General features: G+C 36.4%; 16 protein-coding genes and 1 tRNA gene. 13 read left to right on the plus strand and 4 right to left on the minus strand.

Annotated elements, in window-relative coordinates:
- Nucleotides 1-140 precede the first annotated feature (140 nt).
- The 8 genes from ABWU87_RS13635 (at nucleotide 141) to ABWU87_RS13670 (ending at nucleotide 15,985) form a co-directional block, all read left to right on the plus strand.
- Nucleotides 141-1,109: a FecR family protein gene (locus tag ABWU87_RS13635; RefSeq protein ID WP_353331616.1), complete on the plus strand. Its 969-nt coding sequence runs from the start codon at nucleotides 141-143 to the stop codon at nucleotides 1,107-1,109.
- A 236-nt stretch (nucleotides 1,110-1,345) separates the two neighbouring features.
- Nucleotides 1,346-4,765, plus strand: coding sequence for a SusC/RagA family TonB-linked outer membrane protein (locus ABWU87_RS13640; protein ID WP_353331618.1), 3,420 nt, complete (start codon nucleotides 1,346-1,348; stop codon nucleotides 4,763-4,765).
- Between the two features lie 17 nt (nucleotides 4,766-4,782).
- Complete coding sequence (locus ABWU87_RS13645; RefSeq protein WP_353331621.1) at nucleotides 4,783-6,360, plus strand: SusD/RagB family nutrient-binding outer membrane lipoprotein; 1,578 nt, start codon at nucleotides 4,783-4,785, stop codon at nucleotides 6,358-6,360.
- Between the two features lie 376 nt (nucleotides 6,361-6,736).
- Nucleotides 6,737-8,185: an alpha-L-fucosidase gene (locus ABWU87_RS13650; RefSeq protein ID WP_353331623.1), complete on the plus strand. Its 1,449-nt coding sequence runs from the start codon at nucleotides 6,737-6,739 to the stop codon at nucleotides 8,183-8,185.
- A gap of 100 nt (nucleotides 8,186-8,285) precedes the next feature.
- Complete coding sequence (locus tag ABWU87_RS13655; RefSeq protein WP_353331625.1) at nucleotides 8,286-10,577, plus strand: GH92 family glycosyl hydrolase; 2,292 nt, start codon at nucleotides 8,286-8,288, stop codon at nucleotides 10,575-10,577.
- A 315-nt stretch (nucleotides 10,578-10,892) separates the two neighbouring features.
- A complete protein-coding gene (locus ABWU87_RS13660; RefSeq protein WP_353331627.1) occupies nucleotides 10,893-11,453 on the plus strand; it encodes an RNA polymerase sigma-70 factor in 561 nt (186 codons plus the stop codon).
- A gap of 175 nt (nucleotides 11,454-11,628) precedes the next feature.
- The gene (locus tag ABWU87_RS13665; protein WP_353331629.1) at nucleotides 11,629-13,848 is read left to right on the plus strand and encodes a DUF4838 domain-containing protein; all 2,220 of its coding nucleotides are present in this window, start codon (nucleotides 11,629-11,631) and stop codon (nucleotides 13,846-13,848) included.
- A gap of 34 nt (nucleotides 13,849-13,882) precedes the next feature.
- Nucleotides 13,883-15,985 (plus strand): glycoside hydrolase family 97 protein, encoded by a 2,103-nt coding sequence (locus ABWU87_RS13670; protein ID WP_353331631.1) that lies wholly within the window; start codon nucleotides 13,883-13,885, stop codon nucleotides 15,983-15,985.
- 75 nt (nucleotides 15,986-16,060) lie between these two features.
- On the opposite strand, the gene ABWU87_RS13675 is transcribed toward ABWU87_RS13670, so the two are convergent.
- The gene (locus ABWU87_RS13675) at nucleotides 16,061-16,633 is read right to left on the minus strand and encodes a pentapeptide repeat-containing protein (protein WP_353331633.1); all 573 of its coding nucleotides are present in this window, start codon (nucleotides 16,631-16,633) and stop codon (nucleotides 16,061-16,063) included.
- Nucleotides 16,634-16,940: 307 nt separating this feature from the next.
- Between ABWU87_RS13675 and ABWU87_RS13680 the strand changes: the two genes are divergently transcribed.
- On the plus strand, nucleotides 16,941-17,354 hold the full coding sequence (locus ABWU87_RS13680) for a hypothetical protein (RefSeq protein ID WP_353331635.1): 414 nt from the start codon (nucleotides 16,941-16,943) through the stop codon (nucleotides 17,352-17,354).
- Nucleotides 17,355-17,489: 135 nt separating this feature from the next.
- Here ABWU87_RS13680 and ABWU87_RS13685 read toward each other — a convergent pair.
- The 3 genes from ABWU87_RS13685 to ABWU87_RS13695 form a co-directional block, all read right to left on the minus strand.
- Nucleotides 17,490-17,562 (minus strand) — tRNA-Lys (locus tag ABWU87_RS13685).
- Between the two features lie 100 nt (nucleotides 17,563-17,662).
- Nucleotides 17,663-18,772 (minus strand): AI-2E family transporter, encoded by a 1,110-nt coding sequence (locus ABWU87_RS13690; protein WP_353331637.1) that lies wholly within the window; start codon nucleotides 18,770-18,772, stop codon nucleotides 17,663-17,665.
- A gap of 24 nt (nucleotides 18,773-18,796) precedes the next feature.
- The gene (locus ABWU87_RS13695) at nucleotides 18,797-19,390 is read right to left on the minus strand and encodes a thymidine kinase (RefSeq protein ID WP_353331639.1); all 594 of its coding nucleotides are present in this window, start codon (nucleotides 19,388-19,390) and stop codon (nucleotides 18,797-18,799) included.
- Between the two features lie 160 nt (nucleotides 19,391-19,550).
- Between ABWU87_RS13695 and rsmI the strand changes: the two genes are divergently transcribed.
- The 4 genes from rsmI to ABWU87_RS13715 all read left to right on the plus strand — a co-directional run bounded on the left by rsmI (nucleotide 19,551) and on the right by ABWU87_RS13715 (nucleotide 25,576).
- Nucleotides 19,551-20,225, plus strand: a complete 675-nt coding sequence (rsmI, locus tag ABWU87_RS13700) for a 16S rRNA (cytidine(1402)-2'-O)-methyltransferase (protein ID WP_353331641.1) — start codon at nucleotides 19,551-19,553, stop codon at nucleotides 20,223-20,225.
- A gap of 37 nt (nucleotides 20,226-20,262) precedes the next feature.
- A complete protein-coding gene (locus ABWU87_RS13705) occupies nucleotides 20,263-21,123 on the plus strand; it encodes a hypothetical protein (protein WP_353331643.1) in 861 nt (286 codons plus the stop codon).
- An 84-nt stretch (nucleotides 21,124-21,207) separates the two neighbouring features.
- Nucleotides 21,208-21,897, plus strand: a complete 690-nt coding sequence (locus ABWU87_RS13710) for a YjjG family noncanonical pyrimidine nucleotidase (RefSeq protein WP_353331645.1) — start codon at nucleotides 21,208-21,210, stop codon at nucleotides 21,895-21,897.
- 475 nt (nucleotides 21,898-22,372) lie between these two features.
- The gene (locus ABWU87_RS13715) at nucleotides 22,373-25,576 is read left to right on the plus strand and encodes a SusC/RagA family TonB-linked outer membrane protein (RefSeq protein WP_353331647.1); all 3,204 of its coding nucleotides are present in this window, start codon (nucleotides 22,373-22,375) and stop codon (nucleotides 25,574-25,576) included.
- Nucleotides 25,577-25,580 lie beyond the last annotated feature (4 nt).

A 25,580-nucleotide genomic window follows, 5' to 3' on the forward strand; every position in this document is an offset into this window, starting at 1 on the left:
ATATTTGCTTGATAAAGAGTCTTGGAGATAGTTGTTTTATATAGAACTTATATTTAATTAAAAATGTATATTGCATTTTTTACATTTTTTATTAGGTATTTTTCTCCTGTAAGTTGTATGTACTATACATAACTCATAAAATGGACGAAAAAGAGATATATAAATATTTAATAGGGCAAGCAACTCCTGAAGAAGAGAAAGAGTTGTTAAGCTGGCTTGAAGCATCATCAGAAAACAAGAAACTGTTTTTTGATATGGAAGCAATATGGAGAGCAAAGCATCAATTTACAGATAAAAATCAACCACTGGAACTTTTTAATTCTCTGGTTCGAATGAATGAGAATATCGATCAGGCTGAAGCTAAACAAAAGAATATCAGACGTAAAAAACAGAAGAAGCTGATCTATTGGTTTTCTGGAGTTGCTGCTTCAATACTTGTAACTGCTCTAATTTTAACCAATATTATTGATAAAAATTCTCATATAACATATTCCTATGCTAATTTTTTACCAGATTCAGTTAGACAGGTTAAACTAAAAGATGGATCTATAGTTTGGCTAAGTTCAAATGCTGTCATCACTTTTTCAGAGAAATTCATGGATAAAGAGAGGCGCGTTAAATTAAAAGGACTGGCCTTTTTTGAAGTGGAGAAAGACTCTTTGCGCCCCTTTGTAGTTGAAACTGAAGCTTTCAGTGTTAAGGTTCTTGGTACCGCATTTAGTGTTAATTCTAATTACTCTAAGAATAAAAGTGAGGCGGTTTTATTGAGAGGGTCGATTCAATTGGAAGATAAGGCCGGCGAGAGCCTGGCCGTTCTTCATCCCGGTCAACAGGCTCTATATTCTAATACATTGAAGACATTAGAAATAAATGAAATAGATGCTAACTCATATTCTTTATGGAGATTTCACTTAATATCTTTGCCAAATGCATCAATTACTGATATTATAAATAGTTTAGAGCACACTTATGGGGTGAAGCTCTCTGTGGATACGGAAAATATTAAACAACATAAATATAATTTCTATTATAAGGAACATGATGATCTTAATAATGTTCTTGAACAACTATTCTATCTTACTGGGCAACGAGCCAAAATAACTCATTAACTTTTTCTAAAAAAATACATTTTCTATTAGGTACTTCTTTCTCTTCAATTGTATTAGGGGGGAAGCTCTGAATTGAATTTAGTTATATGCCGGTGTATTAAAGTTCAATTCTTGGTATAGTAGTTAATATTAAAATTATAGCCTATGTAGAATAAGTTTAGAAATGAAAAACGGCGATGCCGTAATTAGTTAATTGAAAAACCCTAATCTATTGATTTAAAATAATAATGTGTTTTATGAAAAACAAATCTAACAACTATGTAATTTTAAAGTTTTTATGTGTTGTACTTTTCTTAGCGTGTTGTGGTTTAAAAGTACAGGCATTCTCAAACAATGAACTGCTTAATGATAGTTATAGCGTTCAACTTTCTTTAAAAAATGTAACTCTGAAGAGTGTTATTGATTTATTATCCAAACAAACTGATGTTGTATTCTCTTATGATAAGTCTTTGGAGACAAGAATTGTAAATGAAGTCTCAATTGATGTAAAAAATCAAAGCATTAATGTGATATTGGATAATGTTCTCAAAGGTACCGGCATTAAATATGAGATAAAAGATCATGTGGTTATTCTATTTGATTCAAAAGCTCCTTCTTCCAAATCAAATGGAACTCAACAAAAGATTAAAAAAGTTTCAGGTATTATAAAAGACAAAAACGGTGAATCTATTATTGGTGCTAGCGTTAAGGTTAAGGGAGAAAAAGTAGGGACAGTTACAGGTATAGATGGTGATTTTTCATTGTCTGTGCCAGGTAATGCTGTTCTAGTAGTTAGCTACATTGGTTATGTAACACAAGAAGTTTCTGTTAGTGGAACAACTAGTGTTAACATCACTTTAAATGAAGATTTACACTCTTTGAATGAAGTTGTTGTAACTGCTATGGGTATTAAAAGACAAAAACGGTCTATTGGATACTCTACAACAGAAGTCGGTGGCGATCAGTTTACTGCATCCCGGGATTTAAACTTAGGAAATGCTTTAAGCGGTAAAATTTCAGGTGTGAGCGTTGCTGGCAATGCTACAGGTATAGGAGGTTCTAGCCGTGTAATTATTCGTGGTAATGCATCTTTGGCAGGAAACAATCAACCCTTGTATGTTATTGATGGTGTACCTTTTGATAATACCAATCAGGGAAATGCTGGAACTTGGGGTGGCATGGATATGGGTGACGGTTTATCAAACATCAATCCGGATGATATTGCAAATGTTCAGGTTTTGAAAGGGGCTGCTGCATCTGCTCTTTATGGATACCGTGGTGGTAACGGTGCTATTCTGATTACTACTAAATCAGGTACAAAAGATCAGGATGGAATTGGTCTCGAATTTAATAATAACCTGACATTTAACTCTATTTACGATTACCGTGATTTTCAAAAGACTTATGGCCAGGGAACTCAAGGTATTAAACCAGCTGATCAAACTTCGGCTTATCAGACTTATAATTCAAGTTGGGGTTCTAAACTAGATGGTAGCAATTTTGTAAATCGTAATGGTGAAACAGCACGTTATGGTTATATTGATAACTGGAAAGATTTCTATCGTACTGGCGTTGACGAAACTGCATCATTAGCAATCAGCGGAAAGAATGATAAAGTTACTTATCGTTTTGGGGTGTCAAATACATTCTCTCAGGCTAACCTACCTAATGCAGGTTTGAATCAGCAAGGCATTAACATGAACACAGTATATGATATTACCAAGAAATTGCACTTAACCGTTAATGCCAACTACGTATTCGAGCATGTTAATGGTAGAGCAAATTTATCAGATGGCAATGGTAATACAAATGCGACCTTATTATATTTGGCAAATGCCTATGACGTAAGATGGTTAAAAGGAAATAAAGGTGCTGATACCAATGGCACAGAATTACAACCAGGTAACAATGTATACTTTAATAACCCTTACTGGTTGCAATATAAAAAAACAAATGAATCAGACAAAAACCGTTTAACAGGGGCAGCAACTCTTCGCTATGATATTACCGATTGGTTATATGCTCAAGGCCAGGTTTCAAGAGATGGTTATATCCTTTCTTTCAAGCAAGTTCAACCTAATGGAGCTGCTGCCGATCCAAATGGTTATATCCAGGAATACGAAAAGAACTTCTCTGAAATGAACTTGAACTATTTAATTGGTGTAAACAAAAAATTTAGTGATTTTTCAGTCAATGCAACAGTTGGTGGCAACAGACAACGTGATATTACTAAACAGTATGGTACAAATGGTGGTATTCGTCCATTTGTTATTGGTGGTGTTTATTCTACGTCTAATGTTTCTGCAAATACGCGAACATTTGCTAAAGATTATACTGAATATCAGGTGAATTCTGTATATGGTACTGCTGACTTTGGATATAAAGAATGGTTGTTCTTGAATTTTACAGGACGTAACGACTGGTTCTCTACTTTGGATCCTAAAAATAATCATTATTTTTATCCTTCTGTAAGTTTGAGCTGGATGTTGAGCGATTGTTTTAGATTACCAGAATGGGTAACTACTGCTAAAGTAAGAGCCTCTTTGGCATCGGCATCTAACGGTACTTCTCCTTATTTGACTTTGTTAACTTATACTATGAACGATTTCACTGTTCAAGGTCAATCAATGGGATATATTTACAACTCTGATGTACCTAATGCTTTCTTAAAACCGGTTAAAATCAGCGAAAAGGAAATTGGTGCAAATGCTTCTTTCTTTAAAAACCGTTTAGGTTTCGATTTTGCTGTTTATGAAAAAAATACAAAGGACGATATTGTTCCTGTTTCAACTAGCCAGACTTCTGGTTTCAGTTCTGCATATCGAAATATCGGTGAGATACGCAATAGAGGCTTTGAATTTATGGTGTTTGGAGTTCCTGTTAGCACAAAAGATTTCTTATGGAACACTTCATTTAATCTTGCATACAATAATAGTGAAGTTCTTTATTTAGGAGAAGGTGTTAAATCTATAACGATTAATGGAGCACAATCTCGTAGTGGTCAGGCTACTATTCGTAATATCGTAGGTGATTCTTATGGTCAGATTGTAGGTTACAAATATAAAACTGATGCTAATGGCAAAAGAGTCTATAATCCAGACGGACTTCCTGTAAGATCTGATGATGTTGAAGTGCTTGGTGACGGTGTTTATAAATGGACAGGTGGTTTCCACAATGATTTCTCTTATAAGAATTTTACATTGTCATTCTTACTTGATTTCAAATTAGGTGCTAAGCTGTTCTCCGGAACAAATTATAGCTTATATAGTGCAGGTTTGCAAAAGAAGACATTACAGGGTCGTGAAAATGGAATATCAGTAACAGGTGTTGATGAAAGCGGCAATAACTTCACAAAATCAAATATCGATGCTCAGACTTACTGGCAATGGATTTCTTCAAACAATATTACTGAAGAATTTGTATATGATGCAAGCTTCCTGAAGTTGAGAGAATTTACTCTGGGATATAATGTTCCTAAATCTTTCCTTGCGAACAAAATGCCTTTCATTAAAGGTGTTAATATATCCTTGGTTGGTCGTAATTTGTGGACTATTGTTAAGCATACTCCGAATATTGATCCGGAATCGGCTTACAACAACTCCAATGGACAGGGCTTGGAATTAAATGGTTATCCTGCAACAAGAAATATTGGTTTCAACTTGAATGTTAAATTCTAATCTTAGAGACAAATAATATGAAAAAGAATATTTTATATATAGCTGCACTAGGCTTACTAACAGCGTTTTCCGGATGTAGCAATTTTAGCGACATTAATAACGATCCGGAAGCAATCACTCCATCGGTGATGGATTATACTTTAGAGTTTACAAATGTTCAGCAGTATTGCTATGGAACTGAGTACGAAGCTTGGCGTAATGGCCTAATCTACTGCAGCACCATGTTACAACACACTGCTTCAACAGAAAGCTACTGGTGCGGTGATAAATATACTTACTCGGATGGTTACAACTCAGCATTTTGGGATAGAATGTATCCTAATGGAGTTCGTAACGTGATCGATTTATTGGAAAACTGGAAAGACAATGAAAAGTTCTATCCTGAATATCAGATGGCAAGAATCATGAAAGTGCTTTTGTTTCATAGAATGACCGATATGTATGGAGATTGTCCTTATTCTGAAGCTGGACAAGGCTATTATGATGCTAATGGTTATCCTAAATATGATAAACAAGAGGATATTTATGCCGACATGTTGAAAGAACTGAAAGAAGCAGCTGAAAACTTAAGTGGAAAAACTTCTACTATTGGAAATGCAGATATAATCTATCATGGCGACTGTGCTAAATGGCAGAAGTTCTCTTACTCTCTGATGCTACGTTTGGCTATGCGCATGTCCAAGGTAAATCCTACTTTAGCTAAAACTTGGGTTGCCACAGCTGTTAACGGAGGATTGTTTACAAGCAATGATGATAATGCTAAAGTTGAACACCCATCAGCTTCTACATCAAATAACTCTTGTGAACCATTTGGTAAAATCTACTGCCATGAGGATCCAGATGCATATCGCATGAGTGAGTCTTTTGTTAGCTTGTTAAAGAGCACTAGTGATCCACGCCTAAGACTTCTTTGCACCATTGTAACCGATCCTAGCAAAAAAATTGGCAGCGGTGACTGGCAAATGGGAGATACAATTGCTTCTCATCAGTTAGGTATGCCTAATGGGTATGATGAAACAACAGGGGCATCAAGCTCTACTTATTTAAAGAATGCTCCTAACTATCCGGGTAGTAAGAATGGTTACTCTGTGGTTAACCGTTATACTTATGCACGTATTGATGCTCCAACATTCCTTGTAACTTATGCGGAAAACCAATTGTTGTTGGCTGAGGCTGCTTATCGTGGTTGGATTTCAGGTAGTGCTGAAACTTTCTACAACGAAGGTGTTAAGGCTTCAATGAAACAATTTAATCAGTTTACTGCTGGATTGGCTCCAAGTGATGCTGAAATCTCAAACTATCTGAGATTGAATCCATATAGTGCGGCTACTGCCTTAAAGCAGATTAATACTCAATATTACATCAATACGTTCTCTGATGATTATGAAACATTCGCTAACTGGAGAAGATCTGGTTTTCCTGTTTTGAAGACTGTAAACTATGTAGGTAATGTTACAAATGGTACTATACCACGTCGATTTACATATTCATCAGGTGAGGCTTCTATCAATAGCAAAAATTACCTCGAGGCTGTTGGCAGACTTTCTGGAGGAGATAAGATGACTTCCAGAGTTTGGTGGGATAAAGCAGAATAATTTAGTTTTTTGAATGGAACTCGGAAGGATTAATTTCTTCCGAGTTTTGTTTGTTGTAATATTTTGTTTTTTTTCTCGGTTGAGAATTGAAAACCTTTAAGTAGATTAAATTTGTTTCATGATAAATAAATATTTTTTATATGCCTTTTATTTATAGGCGATTTGGTAGAATTACTCTCGATATTTGTAACAGAAAGCTATAATATTGAGTAATTCTGCTTTTTTATGTGGTTGCCAATTCTATCATGATCTTATTGAAGTTTTTTTTGTTTAATTATGGAATGATACTCAACCTTGTTTGTAACGATGGTTGTAATTTCTGAAATCAATCTGATAATATCGGCTATAATTAGTAATTAATAATCAACTTTATAATATGAAAAATCGTAAGGAGTTTGTTCTATTAGTGATTCTTGCTTTTATTTCATTTAATATGATGGCTCAGCCGAATGTACACAATCAATCTACAGAGTACGAATGGCCAAAAGATTCGTTGGTAAAGATTAAACTTGATGAATGGCAAAACAGCAAATTTGGCATGATTATTCATTGGGGACTATATTCTGTTCCAGGGATGATTGAATCATGGTCTTTATGCTCTGAAAACTGGATTGAACGTGATAGTACTATTACATATGATAATTATAAAAAATGGTATTGGAGTCTATCAAACAACTTTAATCCTGTGAAATTTAATCCGGAACAATGGGCTCAGGCTGCATATAATGCCGGAATGCGTTATCTGGTTTTTACTACAAAACATCATGATGGTTTTGCTATGTTTAATACAAAGCAAACTGATTTTTCTATCGCTCAAGGCCCTTTTAAGGATAATCCCAAATCGGATGTTGCAAAATATGTATTTGATGCTTTCCGCAAGAAAGGATTTATGATTGGAGCCTATTTTTCAAAGCCTGATTGGCATTCTGAATATTATTGGTGGCCTAAATATGCTACTCCTGATAGAAATAATAATTATGATATTAATAAGAATCCATGGAGATGGAATAAGTTTAAGCAATACACCTATAATCAAATCAGTGAGTTAATGCATAATTATGGTTCGATTGATATTCTATGGCTTGATGGTGGATGGGTTCGTCCATTAGAATCTGTCAATGAAGAGGTACGTTCATGGGGAGCAAATATTCCTAACTGGAGCCAGAATATAGATATGAAACATATTGCAGAAATGGCCAGAGCTGCTCAACCGGGATTGATAATGGTAGATAGAACAGTTCATGGACCTTACGAAAACTATCAGACTCCGGAACAAAAAATACCATTAGTAAAACTGGAACATCCTTGGGAAAGTTGCATGACTTTAGGTGATGCTTGGGGATTTGTTCCGAATGATAACTATAAGTCTTCATATAAGGTCATTCATTCACTAATTGAAATTGTATCAAAGGGAGGTAGTCTGCTTCTAGGGGTTGGGCCCTCTGCAGAGGGATTGATTCCTGATAAGGCCGTAAAGTGTTTGAACAAAATCGGTGTTTGGATGAATAAAAATGGAGAGGCGATCTACAATACAAGGACAACAGAAATTTATCATAATGATAACGTTTGGTTTACTCAAAACAAAGATGGTAACAAACTGTTTGCATTAGTTTGTTTACAAGAAGGCGATAAAATTCCTGAATATCTGGAGTGGAGTGGCAATCTTCCTGCAAAAGGAAGCAAACTGATTCTTCTGGAAACAAATAAAGCCGTGAAATGGGAATTGATAAATGGTAAGATTAGAGTTATCCTACCTCGTGGCCTATCTAAAGAGACAGAGGCTCTTGCTTTTTCTTTTAGACCTGTGGTTAAACCTGCAAAATAATATTAGAAGTGTTGTTTTACTCTTGCATCTTTTTGGGAATCTTCTCCTGTTTCTGTGCGACCATCATTTTTAGTAATAAAAAGAATAAATATAAATATCAATGAAGAATAAAAAGTTATTTAGAAATTCAATAAAAGGACTCTTGGTCTGTCTTTTCGCTGCATCTTTTATACAGCCTTGTATTGGAAAACAAACAAAGAAAAGCTCTCACCTTCTGAATTTGACTCAGTATGTAAATCCTTATATCGGAACAGCCGGACATGGTCATGCATTTTTAGGCGCAAATGTTCCATTTGGACTAGTGCAACTTGGCCCCAACAATTATACCAGAGGATGGGACTGGTGCTCAGGTTATCATTATTCAGATTCAATAGTGACAGGTTTCGGACATATGCATCTTAGTGGAACAGGAATTGGTGACCTGGGAGATATATCATTGATGCCGGCAATTGGGCAGGTAACAACAAAACAGAGTGCTCCAGAACAGTATCTTTCTGGCCTTGGATCACTCTATCATCATGCAACTGAAAAGGTTCGCCCCGGATATTATGCTGTTCATTTAGATCGCTATAATGTAAATGTGGAGTTGACGGCTACCCAACGCTGTGGATTCCATAAATATACATTTCCCGCTTCATCTGATGCAAAGGTTGTTATTAATCTGGAGAGTGGTATCGGCTGGGACAATCCGATGGAAACATATATCACGTCTGAGACTGACAGCACCATCTCCGGATACAGATTCTCTAAGGGATGGGCCAACGATCAGCGTATCTACTTTCATGCAACTTTCTCAAAACCATTCAAGAATTTTATCGTATCCGATACCACTGCTCTGAAACCAGGCCGAACGCTGAAAGCTCGCAGAGCTTATGGAGTGGCCTCTTTTAGCACAAAGGCGAACGAGGTTATCATGGTGAAAGTGGCCATTTCACCTGTGAGCATAGAAAATGCCAAAGCAAACATGAAAGCCGAATTGGCAGGATGGAACTTTAAACAGACTATTAGTAAAGCAGATGAAGCCTGGAATAGAGAACTGAACAAGGTGGTAATCAAAGCAGATGATGCAACTCGAATGCGCACTTTCTACACTGCATTGTATCATACCATGATTGCTCCATCACTCTTTTGTGATGTTAATAAAGATTATCGTGGAGCAGATAAGAATACTCATAAGAATGCTACATTTACCAATTATACCACATTTTCTTTGTGGGACACTTACCGTGCTGCACATCCGCTGTTTACCATCCTCCAGCCCGAAAGAAGCGCTGATTTTGTGAATACGATGCTTGCAATCTATCAGCAACAGGGAGAGCTTCCTGTATGGCACCTGATGGGAAATGAAACCTATTGTATGGTAGGCTGTCCGGCGGTAACGGTTATTGCGGATGCTTATCTGAAAGGATTGAAAGGCATTGATAAGAAACTAGCCTATGAAGCAATGAAGAAAACGATGATGCAGGATGGAAGAGGTCTTAAATATGTAAAGCAGTATGGATACATACCAGCTGACAGCACTGTGGAGTCGGTAGCTATGGGACTTGAATATGCCATTGCCGACTGGAGTCTGGGTCAGGTAGCAAAGAGGGAAGCTTTTACTGAAGATTACAACTATTTTGATAAACGAGGAAAATACTACCGAAACTATTTTGATGCTCAGACAGGTTTTGCCAGAGGGCGTGTAAATGATAATACCTGGAGAACTCCATTTAACCCGTTCTCCTCCATTCATCGTCAGAACGACTATACTGAAGGAAACGGATGGCAATACACTTGGTTGGTACCTCAAAATGTAGAAGGATTAATCGGACTTTATGGGGGTGAAAAAGCATTTACAAAGAAACTTGATTCCTTGTTTATAGCAAAAGGGGATCTGGGAGCAGAAGCTTCACCAGATATCAGCGGCTTGATCGGTCAGTATGCACATGGAAACGAACCGAGTCATCATATTACCTATATGTATGCCTATGTTGGACAGCCATGGAAAACTGCTGATAAGGTTCGTGAGATCATGAACACCTTGTATGCAGATAAGTTCGATGGCCTTTGTGGTAATGAAGATGTAGGCCAGATGTCTGCTTGGTATGTTTTCTCTGCAATGGGATTTTATCCGGTAAATCCTTCGAACGGATGTTTTGTCTTTGGCAGCCCTGTGATAAATAATGCCACAATCAGTGTGGGCAACAACAAAACCTTCACATTGAATGTTATTAATAACAGTAGTGCGAATAGGTATATTCAACGAATGACGCTGAATGGAAAGACATACTCTAAATCTTATATTCAATATAAGGATATTATGAATGGTGGAAAACTAGTGATTGAGATGGGCGCAAAACCCTCATCATGGGGAACAGCACCGGCAGATCGCCCGCGTTCTGAAATGTAAAAAATACTATTTAAGACAAATCAACAAACAAGTAACTATATTATCGAAAACAGGTCAGGATACAATTTTTTCGGGATCGATTTTTTTTATTCCAAAAATTCGTGTTAAAAATAATGCATTCATTATGTAGCTTTTTATACACAATGTATTTGACTTGTTTTTTAATTACAGATCCTTTCATAACGATAGTTTGCAAATATCTCTTAAAGGGGTTGTTGATAATGAGAAGATTAATGTTACTTTTACGGCAGAATATGGTCTTGTATAATGAAAGATGAATTTCTAGAATTCTTTAAAAAGCAGGTTTAAGCATTAATGGAAAAAGTTGTTTCATTAACAGAAAGGATAAAGAATGGTGATAGAGCTGCATTTAATGAACTCTATTTATTGTATTATGCTTCTTTGCAAAATTATGGAAGATCATTTCTCAGTGCAGCTGAAACAGAGGATATTATACAGGATGTATTTTTGAATGTATGGCTTCATAAAGAAAATATCGATGAGACTCTTTCATTAAAAGCTTATCTTTTTCGCTCTGTTTATAATTCTGCTTTAAATGTGCTGAAGAAAAAGCAAACAGATCAAAAAATGTCCGATTACCAACAGTCTATAGAGGAACTTAGATATCAATATTATGATCCGGATGCAAATGAAGTTATTCAAAGTCTTTATGATAATGATACTAAAAATAAAATCGATGCAGCGATAGGTAGTTTACCTCCTCGATGCCGGGAAATTTTTATTCTAAGTTATATTGAAGATATGCCAAGCAAAGATATTAGTAAACAATTAGATCTCTCATTAAGCACTGTTCAAAATCACATTTACATTGCATTGAAACAATTACGTGAGAAATTAAGAAGAAGTAGCGATTGATTTTGATTTAATTTATCTTAGATTAAATAATGATATATAGATGATTTCTAAGAATTCTAAATTTGAAGAATCCCAATCAAATGCTCTTCTGATGCATTGTTTGGAACAAATAGTTTTCTGAACGATAATCTACTATACTTATAATGTATGTATTGATAATAAATGTTGACCTATAATGAATACTAGATACAAAACGAAAGTTCTCCTTTTGTTGTTATCTTTTATTTCTCAATTTGCTTTTGCTCAAATAGTAATAGTAAAGAATGAGAAACCAATGGCACGGATAGCTGTCAATAGAGATGATAGCATCGATTTGAAAGCTGCACTCTTATTTCAGGATTTTACGAATAGAATAACTGGTGTAAAGCTGAAGATCATATCAACAGAGAAAAGTAGAAGGGGAGATGTTCTTATTGGAAATCATCAGCTTCCTCTTAATAATGTTAAAGCTTCAGATATTACAGAAGATGGATTCTATATCTCTTCAACTGATGGATATTTACGTATTGTAAAAGGTTCTGGAAAGGGAACGGTATATGGTGTAGTAACCCTTTTAGAAGATTATTTCGGAATTCATTATTATGCAGCAGAAACATATAGCATCAATAAGAGTAAAGATATGATTGTACCTTCGGGTATATGTAGAGTTGAGAATCCTTCCTTTAGATACAGGCAAACACAATCATACAGTCTTAAAGATCCCATGTACAAGCTGTGGCATCGTTTGGAAGAACCTGAAGAGGTCTTTGCCGGAGATTTGTGGGTGCATACTTTTAACAAATTGCTTCCTGCTGCTGAGTTTGGTGAGAAACACCCAGAATATTACTCCTTCATTAATGGTCAGCGCAGACCAGGGGTGGCCAGTCAGTGGTGTTTAACCAATCCAGATGTCTTTGAGATTGTTGCTCATCGTTTGGATTCAATCTTTAAGGCTAATACTGGGATGAAAATTATATCGGTTAGTCAAAATGATAGCCAGACTCACTGTTCTTGTAGTGAATGCAAAGCTATCGATGAGTATGAAGGTAGCCCTTCGGGAACAATTGTTTTTTTCCTAAACAAGCTTGCTGCACGTTTTCCTGATAAAGAGTTTTCAACTCTAGCTTATTTGTATTCTGTGCCGCCACCTAAACATATAAAACCTTTGCCTAATGTGAATATTATGCTTTGTGACATAGATTGTTACAGAGAAGTGCCATTGACAGAAAATTCTTCAGGTAAGGCTTTTATAAATAACATGGAGAGATGGTCTAAAATAACAAATAATATATTTGTATGGGATTATGGTATTAATTTTGATAATTATATATCTCCTTTTCCAAATTTTCATGTTTTACAACCTAATATGGAGCTATTTAAAAAGAACAAAGCCACAATGCATTTTTCACAGATAGCAAGTATAAAAGGAGGCGACTTTTCAGAGCTCCGTTCTTATTTGGTTGCTAAATTGTTGTGGAACACTTCGGTTAATGTTGATTCTGTCATTCGCTCTTTTTTAGATGGTTATTATGGTAAAGCATCTCCTTATCTGTATAATTATTTGATTTTGCAAAAAGGGGCACTGTTAGGTAGCAATATTCCTTTATGGATTTACGATACGCCAGTAACTCACAAGAGTGGGATGTTGAATAAAGTGTTGATGAAGCAATATAATGAATTGTTTGATGAGGCTGAAAAGGCAGTAGCTAATAATCGGATTTTCCTGAATCGTGTTAGAGAGTCCCGACTGTCCATTCAGTATGCAGAGCTCGAAATTGCACGAACCGAGCCTATCGGAAATGTAGCAGTGCTGAAAGAGAAACTGGATTTATTCAGACAAAGAGCTAAAGATCTGGGAGTTGTCAGTCTAAATGAACGAAATAATACGATTGAAGAATATTGTGACTTGTATTCGCAAAGAAATTTTTCTCAAAAGAAAATTAATCTGGCTCAGGGTGCCGAGGTCTCTTATATTATTCCCGCAGAAGCCCCATATGATAAAATTGCCGGTAAGGCGCTTACTGATGGATTGTATGGCGGTACTGCCTTTAATGAAAGTTGGGTAGGATGGTTAGGTAAAAATGCCGATTTTGTTATAGACTTAAATCAAAATCAGGAGGTTAGAGGTATCGAGGTTGATTTCCTTCATAAGCTGGGTGCTTGGATTTTATTGCCTAAAAAGATGAGTTGTTATACATCGACTGATAATAAGAATTTTACATTAATGGGAACTACAGAGATAGTGGAAGATAGAGATCCACAAGTTAAATATGTAAATATCCCTATCAAATTTAGTAAAGCTGTACATACGCGCTATATAAAAGTCAATATTGAAACTATAGGCTTATGCCCTGCATGGCACTATGGTGTAGGGAACCCAGCTTGGTTCTTTATTGATGAGGTTCTTGTTTACTAGTTTTGTTATATGATAGAAATTTAATAAAATAAATATGAGAAAAATTGTTTTTACTATTCTATGTTCCTTTCTTGTTCATACATTGGCTGCTCAGGAATTAAAATCTCCTGATGGCAGCTTTACTCTTTCATTCCGTCTGAAAGAGAATGGTACTCCTGCTTACAAACTTCAGTATAAAGGAAAGAGTGTAATTGGAGAAAGTGATTTGGGGTTTACTATTGCTCCTTCCATTTCTTTCAATGAAAATTTTGTTATTTCAAATACTCAGTTTAATAGTTCGAATGAGGTTTGGCAGCCCGTTTGGGGGGAACAAAAAGAGATTAGAGATAATCACAACGAAATGCTTGTTTCGTTGAATCAAACTTCAACAAACAGAAAATTGAATATCCGTTTTCGTCTTTTTAATGATGGATTAGGTTTTAGATATGAGTTTCCTGTTCAGGAAAATCTGCGTCATTTTACAATTAAGGAAGAAATGACCCAATTCAAGCTCTCTGGCAATCATAAAGCATTCTGGATTCCTGCTGATTATGATACAAACGAATTCCCAATAACTACATCAAAACTTTCTGAAATAGCAGGATTGATAGAAAAGGTTCGTAATGAGCCCCTTGCCGCAAAGGCTCCTGCATCGGGTCTGACTGTACAAACCCCTTTAATGCTAAAGTCGGATGATGGGCTATATATAAATATTCATGAAGCCGCATTGGTTAATTATCCAGCTATGGCTCTTAATCTGGATGATAAGGCTTTTTGCCTTAGCGCGCATCTTACCCCTGATAAGAATGGAAACAAAGGCTATATACAGACTGGTACTGTAACCCCGTGGCGTACAATAGTTGTTAGTGATGATGCTCGTGATATACTGGCTTCAAAGCTTATTCTCAATCTGAATGATCCCTGTAAATTTGATGATACTTCCTGGATTAAACCTGCAAAGTACATTGGCGTTTGGTGGGAATATTTCATTGGGGGTGGTTCCACCTGGGCTTATACAGATAATCAGGATATAATCATAGGTAAAACGGATTATTCGAAATTGAAATCTAATGGTCATCATGGTGCAAATACCGCACATGTAAAAGAATATATTGATTTTGCTGCGCAACATGGATTTGATGCTGTTCTTGTAGAAGGTTGGAACGAAGGCTGGGAAGATAACTGGGCTTATGCAAAAGAGGAGATATATAGCTTTACAAAAGCATATCCGGATTTTGATGTAAATGAATTACACCGTTATGCAGCGGGTAAAGGAGTGAAAATTATCATGCACCACGAAACTACATCATCGGCTGTTAGCTATGAACGTCAGTTAGAAGATGCTTTCCGTTTTATGGTTGATAATGGATACAATGCTGTGAAGACCGGCTATGTTGGTCCTATTATTCCACGGAGTGAATATCATGACGGACAATGGATGGTAAATCATTACCTCCATGTAGCGGAAACTGCTGCTAAATATAAAATAATGGTTGATTCGCATGAAGCAGTTCGTCCAACAGGACTCTGTCGTACTTATCCGAACTGGCTTGCACAAGAATCGGCTCGTGGAACAGAGTTTGAGTCATTCAACGGAAACAGGCCTGATCACACTACGATTCTTCCATTCACCCGTTTAATGGGTGGTCCCATGGATTATACCCCGGGGATATTTCAAGGCGACTTGTCTGTATATGGATCAAATAAGGCAAAACTGAGTACCACTTTGGCTAAACAACTTGCTTTATATGTAACGATGTATAGCCCTTTGCAAATGGCCGCTGATTTGCCTGAAAACTATAAACGTTATTCTGATGCATTTCAGTTTATAAAGGATGTGGCTGTGGATTGGGATAATACCTATGTTCTTGAGGCTGAACCTGGAGATTATATCACGATTGCGCGAAAAGCGAAAGGGAAGAATGAATGGTACATTGGAGGAATTACCGATGAAAATGCTCGTGAAGCATCTATAGACTTTAGCTTCCTTCCTGCAGGCATAAAGTATAAGGCCACAATCTATGCGGATGGTAAGAATGCACATTGGATTAACAATCCAAAAGATTATGTGATAAGAACTGTCGTGGTAACAAGTAAAACAAAGTTAAAGCAGAAGTTGGCGCCAAGTGGAGGAGTTGCTATCAGCGTAAAAGAGTAAAGAAGGAATATACAAAAAAAAAGTCTCTCAACTCTTCTATAACTTCCTGAAGAGTTGAGAGATTTCTTTTTCTTATTATTCAATCTCAATACCGTATTTATCAAGAAGACCGATGACTCCCTCCCTTGAAAAGCGGGCTCTCCGGATATGGTTTTGTTCAGGATCGATGGAGTAATTATATGAAGTCCGGAAGTCTGCCTTTTCAAGGTTCGTTTTCGAGAAGATTGTCCGGCTTAGGTCGCAGTTGTCGAAAACTGCTTCTGCGAGATTTGTATCCGTAAAATCAACCTCTTGCAGGTTGCAGTCCTTGAATCGGATGCCTTTTAGCTTCAATTGATAGAAAGAGGCTAGATGAAGAATACATTCCTTGAAAGAGAAATCGATGAGGAAGTTGTTGCATTCCTCAAAGTTAAGACCAACCAGTTTGCAGTTTTCAAAACTCACCTCCCGGAATGCTGTATTATTGATTTTTGCATTACTCAGATCGCACTTGTCAAACTGGCAATCCACGAAGACAACTTCTTTTAAATCTCCATTGGCAAAGTTGCAATTCAAGAAAGTGCACTCTGCGTATTCTCCTTTACTTAGTGGTTCTTCCAGGAAGTTGTTTCCTTTGAAGATGATATTTTCGAAAATCTGGTTACTCATCGATCTGTTTTTTTTAATAGTGCAAAGGTAATAATTGATTTTTGAAGCAAATTATGTCTGATAAAAAACTATTATGTATAACCTTCTTTTTTGAAACCATTCCAATGTCCTCAGAAATTATTAATAGTTGTCTCTAAATTGTTGAATTAAAGATGATAAAGAAGTAAGTTTGGTTTTAATTGATATATTTGTAGAAGTAATTAGCTAAAAAAAAAATAAGTATATCGGTTGCAGTTTGAATTGCCTGGATTAAGAATAATACAGGTAAAAATAATAATTGGGAATAAGGATATAAAGGAACTTGAAGATGATTGAAGAAAAAGATTATTTGAAAAGGCAGATAGACATGTTTTCAAAAGTTCTTGCAAAATGTATTTCCATTTTGCTTGGAATAAAAGGAGATAAGCATCTAAATTCAGGCATTGAATCAGTCTGCCAGATTTTAGAAAGTGAATTGGATATTGATATAAATTCTTTTATTCTTGTTGATGACGACAGTTTAGTTGATACGTTAATGATAGAGAAAGGATTTAATAATGCAAATCTTGATTCTATTGCTGAGATCCTTATGTTATTTGCTGATAATGTAAGCATGATAGACAATGAGAAAGCGAAGATTCTTCGCAAAAAGAGTTTGGTAATTTACGAATACCTGGAAATTAATGAATCTACCTATTCCCTCTGCAGGCATTTGCAGATTGATAAAATGAGAAAGGATTAATAAGATTCCTCAGAATTTATCTATAATCCGTATAATCTGTTTTGTAACTGAGCAGGTATAATTAGATGTTTTGGTTGAAATAAAAAAAGCTTCCTGAATCAATATTCAGAAAGCTTCTAATCTTGAGAGTTTTTGTGATCCGCCTGGGGCTCGAACCCAGGACCCCAACATTAAAAGTGTTGTGCTCTACCTGCTGAGCTAGCGAATCATTGCTTAGTTCCCTTTAGCGAGTGCAAAGGTACTGCTTTTTCTGTAACCTCCAAACAAATTGGAAAGAAATTATGAAATTATTTTTGACTGAAAACCTGTTATTCCTGATTATCAGAGACTTTTGGGTCCGTAATTTTTTCGCGTCGAATAATGTATCTTTGGTAATAGGATAACATCAGAGAAGTAGTAGGAAGTGCGATAATCATTCCAAGTATTCCCAGCAGTGATCCCCATATAGAAAGTGAAAGTAAGATGATGGCTGGGTTAAGACCGGTAATTCGTCCCATTACCTTTGGAACAATAAAAGAGTCTTCTATTGCTTGTACAACGGCAAATACCAATAAGGCTGATCCAAGCACAATCCAGACACTTTCCCCGGTATCGGCCACTTTAAGTAATCCCAGAATTAGAGCTGGAAACAAAGCAATAACTTTCATGTACGGTATCATACTCAATATACCTATGAGAAGTGCAAGTCCTAAAGCTAGCGGATAACCGATAATAAGAAATCCAATACCCGAGAGTATCGCAACACAAAGGGCAACCAAAGCCTGACCGCGGAAATAACGGTTCATTCCGGTTTTCAGGTCATTTACCACATTAGATGCAAAGCGTCTGTATTTTTTTGGAATTAGTTCTATCCATCCTTCAGAAATAGTTTCATAATCAAGCAGAATAAAAACAGTATATAACAGTATTATGAAGGAAGCTATGACGCTGAACAAAATATCCAGAGATTCGGAAAGCAATGTCCATAGCTTGGGTAATGCGTTCTTGGTGAGACTCGCAATATTTTCTGCACTGAAAATCTTGTTCAGTTCGTTTACATCCAGATTCTGATTAATGAAATCGGTGACAATCTTAGGAAAGACATTTATGCCTGATCCATTGGTAATATAGGTCATAATGAGGTTGTTTACCTTAGTTGCCTCGTTCATCATAGGGGGGATCAGTAGGAAAGAAAGTCCGGTTATTATTCCAGCTACGGTTAGTATAGCACAAAGAATGGATAGTATTCGGATTTTAACCTTTAACTTATACTGGAAAAAACAGACCAAGGGATACATAAAGTAGGCGATAAGCCATGCTATAAAGAAAGGCAGTAATACAGCGCTTAGTTTATCGAATAAATAAATTATCCCGATTATAATAGCTAGTCCGAATATAAAACGGATGAAACTATCGAAAGTGATTTTCTTTTCTAGCATAAATTCATAAATTAAAGGCGTTTTTTATTCTAAACTTTCCTGTAAAGCTATAGCATAACATTCTCTGCATAATGGTTCGTATTCGTCTTTCTCGCCTAGTAGCACCCTTTTGTCGTTATCTACAATTCGGTGCGAAATATATGCCAACTGTCCGCATCTTACACAGATGGCATGAACCTTTGATACTTCATCTGCTATAGCACAAAGGTCTGGCATCGGACCAAACGGTACTCCTTTATAATCCATATCAAGTCCTGCAATGATTACTCGGATGCCGCTGTCGGCCAGCTGTTTGCAAACATCCACCAACCCTTTATCAAAAAACTGGGCTTCATCGATGCCTACTACGTCAATATCCGTAGACAAAAGCAAGATGCTTGCCGAAGATTCAATAGGAGTAGAGGAGATGGAATTACTGTCGTGAGACACCACGCTATCTTCTGAATAACGAATGTCAATGGCGGGCTTGAAAATCTCAACCCGTTGTCGGGCAAACTTGGCTCTTTTTAAACGGCGGATTAGTTCTTCAGTTTTGCCAGAGAACATTGAACCGCAAATTACTTCAATCCGCCCTCTTCTTCGTGTTTCTTGTATATGATCTTCGGAAAATATTACCATAGTGCCCTGGTTTATTAAAAAATTAGTGACAGTTTGCTAATTGTCTACAAAAATAATACTTTTTTTGTGTTTTGCATATTATTTATTTCTACATTTGCGTAGTAATCTCGCATTTGTTGTGTAAATTGCAGATTAAATAATCGATATTATGTGTTAAGGCATGGGAAAATTGTATGTGGTACCAACACCGGTCGGTAATCTGGAAGATATTACATTCCGGGCTATCAGGGTTCTAAAAGAGGCGGATCTGATTCTAGCCGAAGATACACGTACCTCAGGTATATTACTGAAACATTTTGAAATAAAAAATGCAATGCAATCGCATCATAAGTTCAATGAACATAAAATGGTGGAAAGCGTTGTTAATAGAATAAAGGCAGGTGAAACCATAGCACTGATTTCAGATGCAGGAACGCCCGGGATTTCCGATCCGGGTTTTTTGGTGGTGAGAGAATGTGTAAAAAACGGCATAGAAGTGCAATGTTTGCCGGGTGCAACAGCTTTCGTTCCTGCTGTGGTTGCTTCGGGACTTCCGAACGATCGTTTCTGCTTTGAAGGCTTTCTGCCTCAAAAGAAGGGAAGGATGACCCGACTAAAATCTTTGTCGACCGAAACGCGTACAATGATTTTTTATGAGTCGCCGCATCGTTTACTGAAAACCCTGACTCAGTTTGGTGAGTATTTCGGAACTGAAAGGAAAGCTTCTGTATCAAGGGAAATTTCAAAAATGTACGAAGAGACTGTGCGAGGGACACTGGCCGAGTTAATAGAACACTTTACGGCGGTAGAACCACGCGGCGAAATTGTAATTGTACTGGCTGGAACTGACGATTGAAAAACTCAAAAATAGCTTCACTAAAAACAAAAGACGTATGAAAAAACTATTATTTTTATCTTTATGCGTAGCCATGTTGGCTTCATGTGATGGCAAAAAAGCTGGAGAAAAAGAACAGCTGAAAGCTCAAAACGATTCTCTTTTAATGCAATTGAATCAGCGTAATAATGAACTGGATGAGATGATGGGAACATTCAATGAAATTCAGGAAGGCTTCCGTCAGATTAATGCAGCTGAAAACCGTGTTGATCTGCAAAAGGGTAAGATAGCTGAAAACTCAGCTTCTGCAAAAGAACAGATCGCAGCTGATATTCAGTTTATCTCTAAAACAATGGAAGCTAACAAGGCTCAGATTGCCAAACTGAAATCTCAGCTGAAAAATAGCAAAACAAATTCTGAACAGCTGAAAAAAGCCATTGAAGGACTAACTGCAGAATTGGAAACTAAAACTAAGCAGATAGAAGAGTTGCAGGCTGAATTGGCATCTAAAAACATTCGTATCCAGGAACTGGATCAGGCTGTAGCCGGATTGAGCGCAAATGTTCAAACTTTAACAGAAGAGACCACTGCTAAGAGTAAGACTTTGTCGGAACAAGACAAAACTATCAACACTGCATGGTTTGTATTTGGAACCAAATCAGAGCTTAAAGCTCAAAAGATCCTCAAAAGTGGCCAGGTGTTGAAATCGGCTGATTTTAATAAAGATTACTTTACTGAAATCGATATCCGTACAACTAAAGAAATCAAGCTTTACTCTAAAAAAGCTGAAATGCTGACTAATCATCCTGCAGGTTCTTTCACATTAGAGAAAGATGATAAAGGACAATTGACATTGAAAATCAATAATCCGAAAGAATTCTGGAGTGTTTCTAAATATCTGGTTATCCAGGTTAAATAATACTGTCTGAAATCTGATGTGTGCCAATAAAGCCATTCTTGGCTCTATTGGCACACTATTTATATTAATATCTATCATTGTAATATGTACACGAATATTTTTTTTGATCTGGACGATACGCTCTGGAATTTCTCTGAAAATGCATACGATTCATTTGCTGAAGTGTATGCCAACTTTAACTTTGATAGGTATTTTGATTCGTTTGACGGTTTCTATACTATATATAAGGAATACAATGCTGCTTTATGGATTGAATATGGAAACGGAGAAATCTCAAAAGAAGAACTTAATCGTCGGAGGTTTTGCCATCCCCTCGAATCTGTCGGTGTTTACGATGAGGCTTTGGCCAAATCTTATTCCGATGATTTTTTCAGATTGATCCCAACTAAAAGCAAACTTCTACCGTATGCTAAAGAGACTCTTGAGTATCTTTCAGGCAGATATAGACTTTTTATTCTTTCCAATGGATTCCGGGAACTTCAGTTTCAGAAGATGAAATCAGCCGGAATTGAACATTATTTTGAAAAAGTTATTCTTTCCGAAGATATTCGGGTTCATAAACCACATCCGGAAATCTTTCATTTTGCTCTTTCTGCAACACAATCCTTGCTAAATGAATCGCTGATGATAGGTGATAGTTGGGAAGCTGATATTTTAGGTGCCAAAGGAGTAAATATGGATCAGGTTTTCCTAAATCCTTCCAACCGTCCTTTCTCCTCTTTTAAACCTACCTATCATATTCAAAACCTGAAAGAAGTATTGGGCATTCTTTGATAAGCTACCATCTCTAATTGCATATTACCATTTTCCTCTTCGTTTTACCAACCTCTTTCTTCCTGTTATTTGTATAAAAAGTAGTATTAAGTTGTTCTGAATATTAAATTTTATCTAATTAATTATTTACCTAATTAATAGTTGTCGATATATTAAATAATATTAAGCTGTTTTTTGTGTAATTTCGGCAAATAGATGTGTTTTAATGGTATATTTTATCAATAAATATCATTTGTTTGATCCTAAGTTTCTTTTTGATTTTTCAAAATGCTATAATTAGAGTGGTTTTTAGTATTTGTTAATGGCGTATTATGGGATAATTTATATGTTATTATGCTTTTAAAGTGTTAAACTGTAATATATGCAAGGTTTTTTAAATAAAATAGTTGTTTATTTTACTTTTATTCATATATTTGCGATTTGTTAGATGAAAGAAAAATTAATAAATGTAAAGTTTAACTTTAAGAGAGAATTTATGAAAAGAAAATTAATGCTGTTATTGACATGTCTTTTTGTAGGCATAGGTTTGGTAACTGCCCAAACTCAGAAAGTATCAGGTGTGGTTCTTTCCGAAGAAGACGGGCAACCTGTAATAGGTGCATCGGTATTGGTTAAGGGAACGACTTTGGGAACCTCAACCGATATGGATGGTAAGTTTACTTTGTCGAACATTCCTGCTTCTGCAAAGGTTTTGGTTGTTAAATACATTGGTATGAAAACATCCGAAGTTGCCATTAAACCAAATCTGACTATAACACTTCAAACAGATGCGAAAGTAATGGAAGAAGTTGTTGTTACCGCGATGGGTATTAAAAGGTCAGAGAAAGCTCTAGGCTATTCGGCAACTTCTGTATCAGGAGAAAAATTGATTCAGTCAAGAACTAATGATGTAATGTCTGGGTTATCTGGCAAGATAGCTGGTGTACAGATATCAAGTACCTCTTCTGACCCAGGTTCATCAAACTCAGTAATTATTCGTGGTGTTAGCTCACTGAAAGGAAACAACCAACCATTATATGTAGTTGACGGTGTACCAATGAACAACTCAGCAAATTATTCAGATGACGCTCTGAACAATGGGTTTGACTTTGGTAGTGGTGCTAATGCAGTTAATCCTGATGATGTTGAAAGTATGACTGTATTAAAAGGTGCTGCAGCAACAGCTCTTTATGGTAACCGTGCTGCTGGTGGTGTAATCCTGATTACAACAAAGAACGGGAAAAAACAGAGTCAAGGACTTGGTATTGAATATAATGGTGGACTCCAGCTTGAAACGATCCTTCGTCTTCCTGAATTTCAGAATGAATTTGGTATGGGATGGAATGGTAACCATACAGAAATAGAAAATGGTAGCTGGGGGCCTCGTATGGATGGTTCTTTACAACTTTGGGGACATATATATAACAGTTCTCAAAAATTAAAACCATTCTCACCGATGAAAAACAATATCAAGGACTTCTTTGATACAGGTTTAAGATATTCGAATAGTGTTGCTTTCAATGGTGCTACTGATAAAAGTAACTACTATGTTTCTTTCTCACAGTTAAGTGAAGATGGAATGTTACCGACCAGTGCTGATACCTATGATAAGTATACTTTTTCTGCTCGCGGAAGTCATAAAGTAAATAATTTAACTCTGTCTTCTTCTGTGAACTATGCTAGCCAACGAAATAAGTTTGCTACTACCGGACAGGGCTTCTCTATGTTGAATTCATTGTATCAAACTCCACGAGATATTAGTATTATCGGATTGAAAGACCTTAATGATCCGTTCAATTCCCCCGGATACTATTATACCCCTTATGGTGTTACTAATCCATATTATATTTTGGCCACCAATCAGAATACCTATAAATCTGAAAAAATTTATGGAAAGTTTCAGTTGGATTATGAGTTCCTGAAATATTTCAAAGCTACTTATCGTATTGGTTTGGATGCAACAAATAGTCAACAAAATTATGGGACTCCAAATCTAAAATCTCTTTTTGCTGGAACGCCCAATGTAGGAGGTAACCTTGAGAAAGAAGAAGGGCAGGTTCAGGTAACAACAGACCGTCGTCGGGAAATTAACCAAGATTTCCTTCTTACTTTTAATAAACAAATTACAGATTTTACGATTGATGCTTTAGCTGGTTTGAACTTGAATGAACGTAAGTATTCAAAACTTTCTGCAAGTGCTGTTGGACTTGATATCCCAACGTGGTATCACCTTAGTAATTCAGCAAATACCCCATCTGTAGAGCAGTATAGTGATCGACGTCGTTTGAATGGAGTATTTGGGCAGTTAGACCTTTCATGGAAAAGCATGCTTTATTTGACTGCTACAGCACGTAATGACTGGTCTTCTACTTTGCCAAAGGGTAACAGAGACTTCTTCTATCCTGGTGTTACCGGTAGCTTTGTGTTTACGGAGCTTCTTCCTGATAAAGTTAGAAACTGGTTTTCTTTTGGTAAAGTTCGTATGGCGTACGGACAGACAGGAAATGATGCAAGTGTATATATGATTGATCCTTATTACACACAAGCAACTGCAAGCTCTAGTGGCTGGGGTACAGTAACCTTCCCCTTAAAGAGATTGGAAAACGGTGTTTTGAAATCGTATAATGCATGGTCTTTAGGTAATACATTAGGTAATCCGACTTTAACTCCTGAGATTACAACAGAATATGAAGTTGGTGCAAATGTTGCATTTTTCAATGGACGCATATCTTTGGATGCTGCTTATTACAACCGAAATTCAGACAAACAGATTTTTAGTTTGAATATGGATCCAGCAAGCGGATATACATTCCAGAATATCAATCTTGGAAAAATTGAAAATAAAGGTGTCGAATTGTTGTTGACCGTTCGCCCAATTGAAACAAAAGATTTTAGCTGGGATCTTTCTTGTAACTTCACTAAAAACAAGAGTAAAGTAATTAGTCTACCTGAAGAATTAGGAGGAATTGCAACTCTTTATGGTTTGAACGGAAGTACTACAATGTATGCTATTGTCGGTGAACCTGTAGGTACATTTAAAGCCGAGGTAGCTGAACGTAGCCCTAAAGGAGAAATTGTAGTAAATTCATCAACAGGATTACCGGTTGCTGCTCCTGATTTTGCAATCTGCGGTAATATGAATTATGATTATGAAATGGGGCTCTCTACTACACTACGTTATAAAGGTGTTTCATTGAGTACAGATTTTGATATTCGTCAAGGTGGTGTGATGTACTCAAGAACAAAGGATATCAACTACTTTACTGGTAGCGTAATTCAAACTACATATAATGATAGAAATACATTTATTATTCCTAATTCTGTAAACAAGGTTACCGTGAATGGAGAAACCCAATATGTAGAGAACACTACACCAATTGCCTCTTCTGATATCTATCAATACTGGGGTGACGGTGGTATAGATATGGGTAGCTTTACTTTGGTTGATAAGTCTTATGTTAAGCTTCGTTCTGTAGTTCTTGGCTGGGACCTTCCCAAAAAATGGCTAAATAAAACAGTATTTCAGGGAGTAAAAGTTTCGGCATATGGAAATAACCTGTTCGTTTGGACTCCTTCAAGCAACACTTATATCGATCCTGAAATGTCATCTTTCGGTAACGACTTAAGTGGTAAATTTGGTGAATGGACTGCAAATCCGAGTACTCGTAGATTCGGTTTTAATGTTTTGGTTAAATTTTAAATTC

It is taken from the genome of Bacteroides sedimenti (genome assembly GCF_040365225.1).
In the GTDB taxonomy this organism is placed as follows: Bacteria; Bacteroidota; Bacteroidia; order Bacteroidales; family Bacteroidaceae; genus Bacteroides; species Bacteroides sedimenti.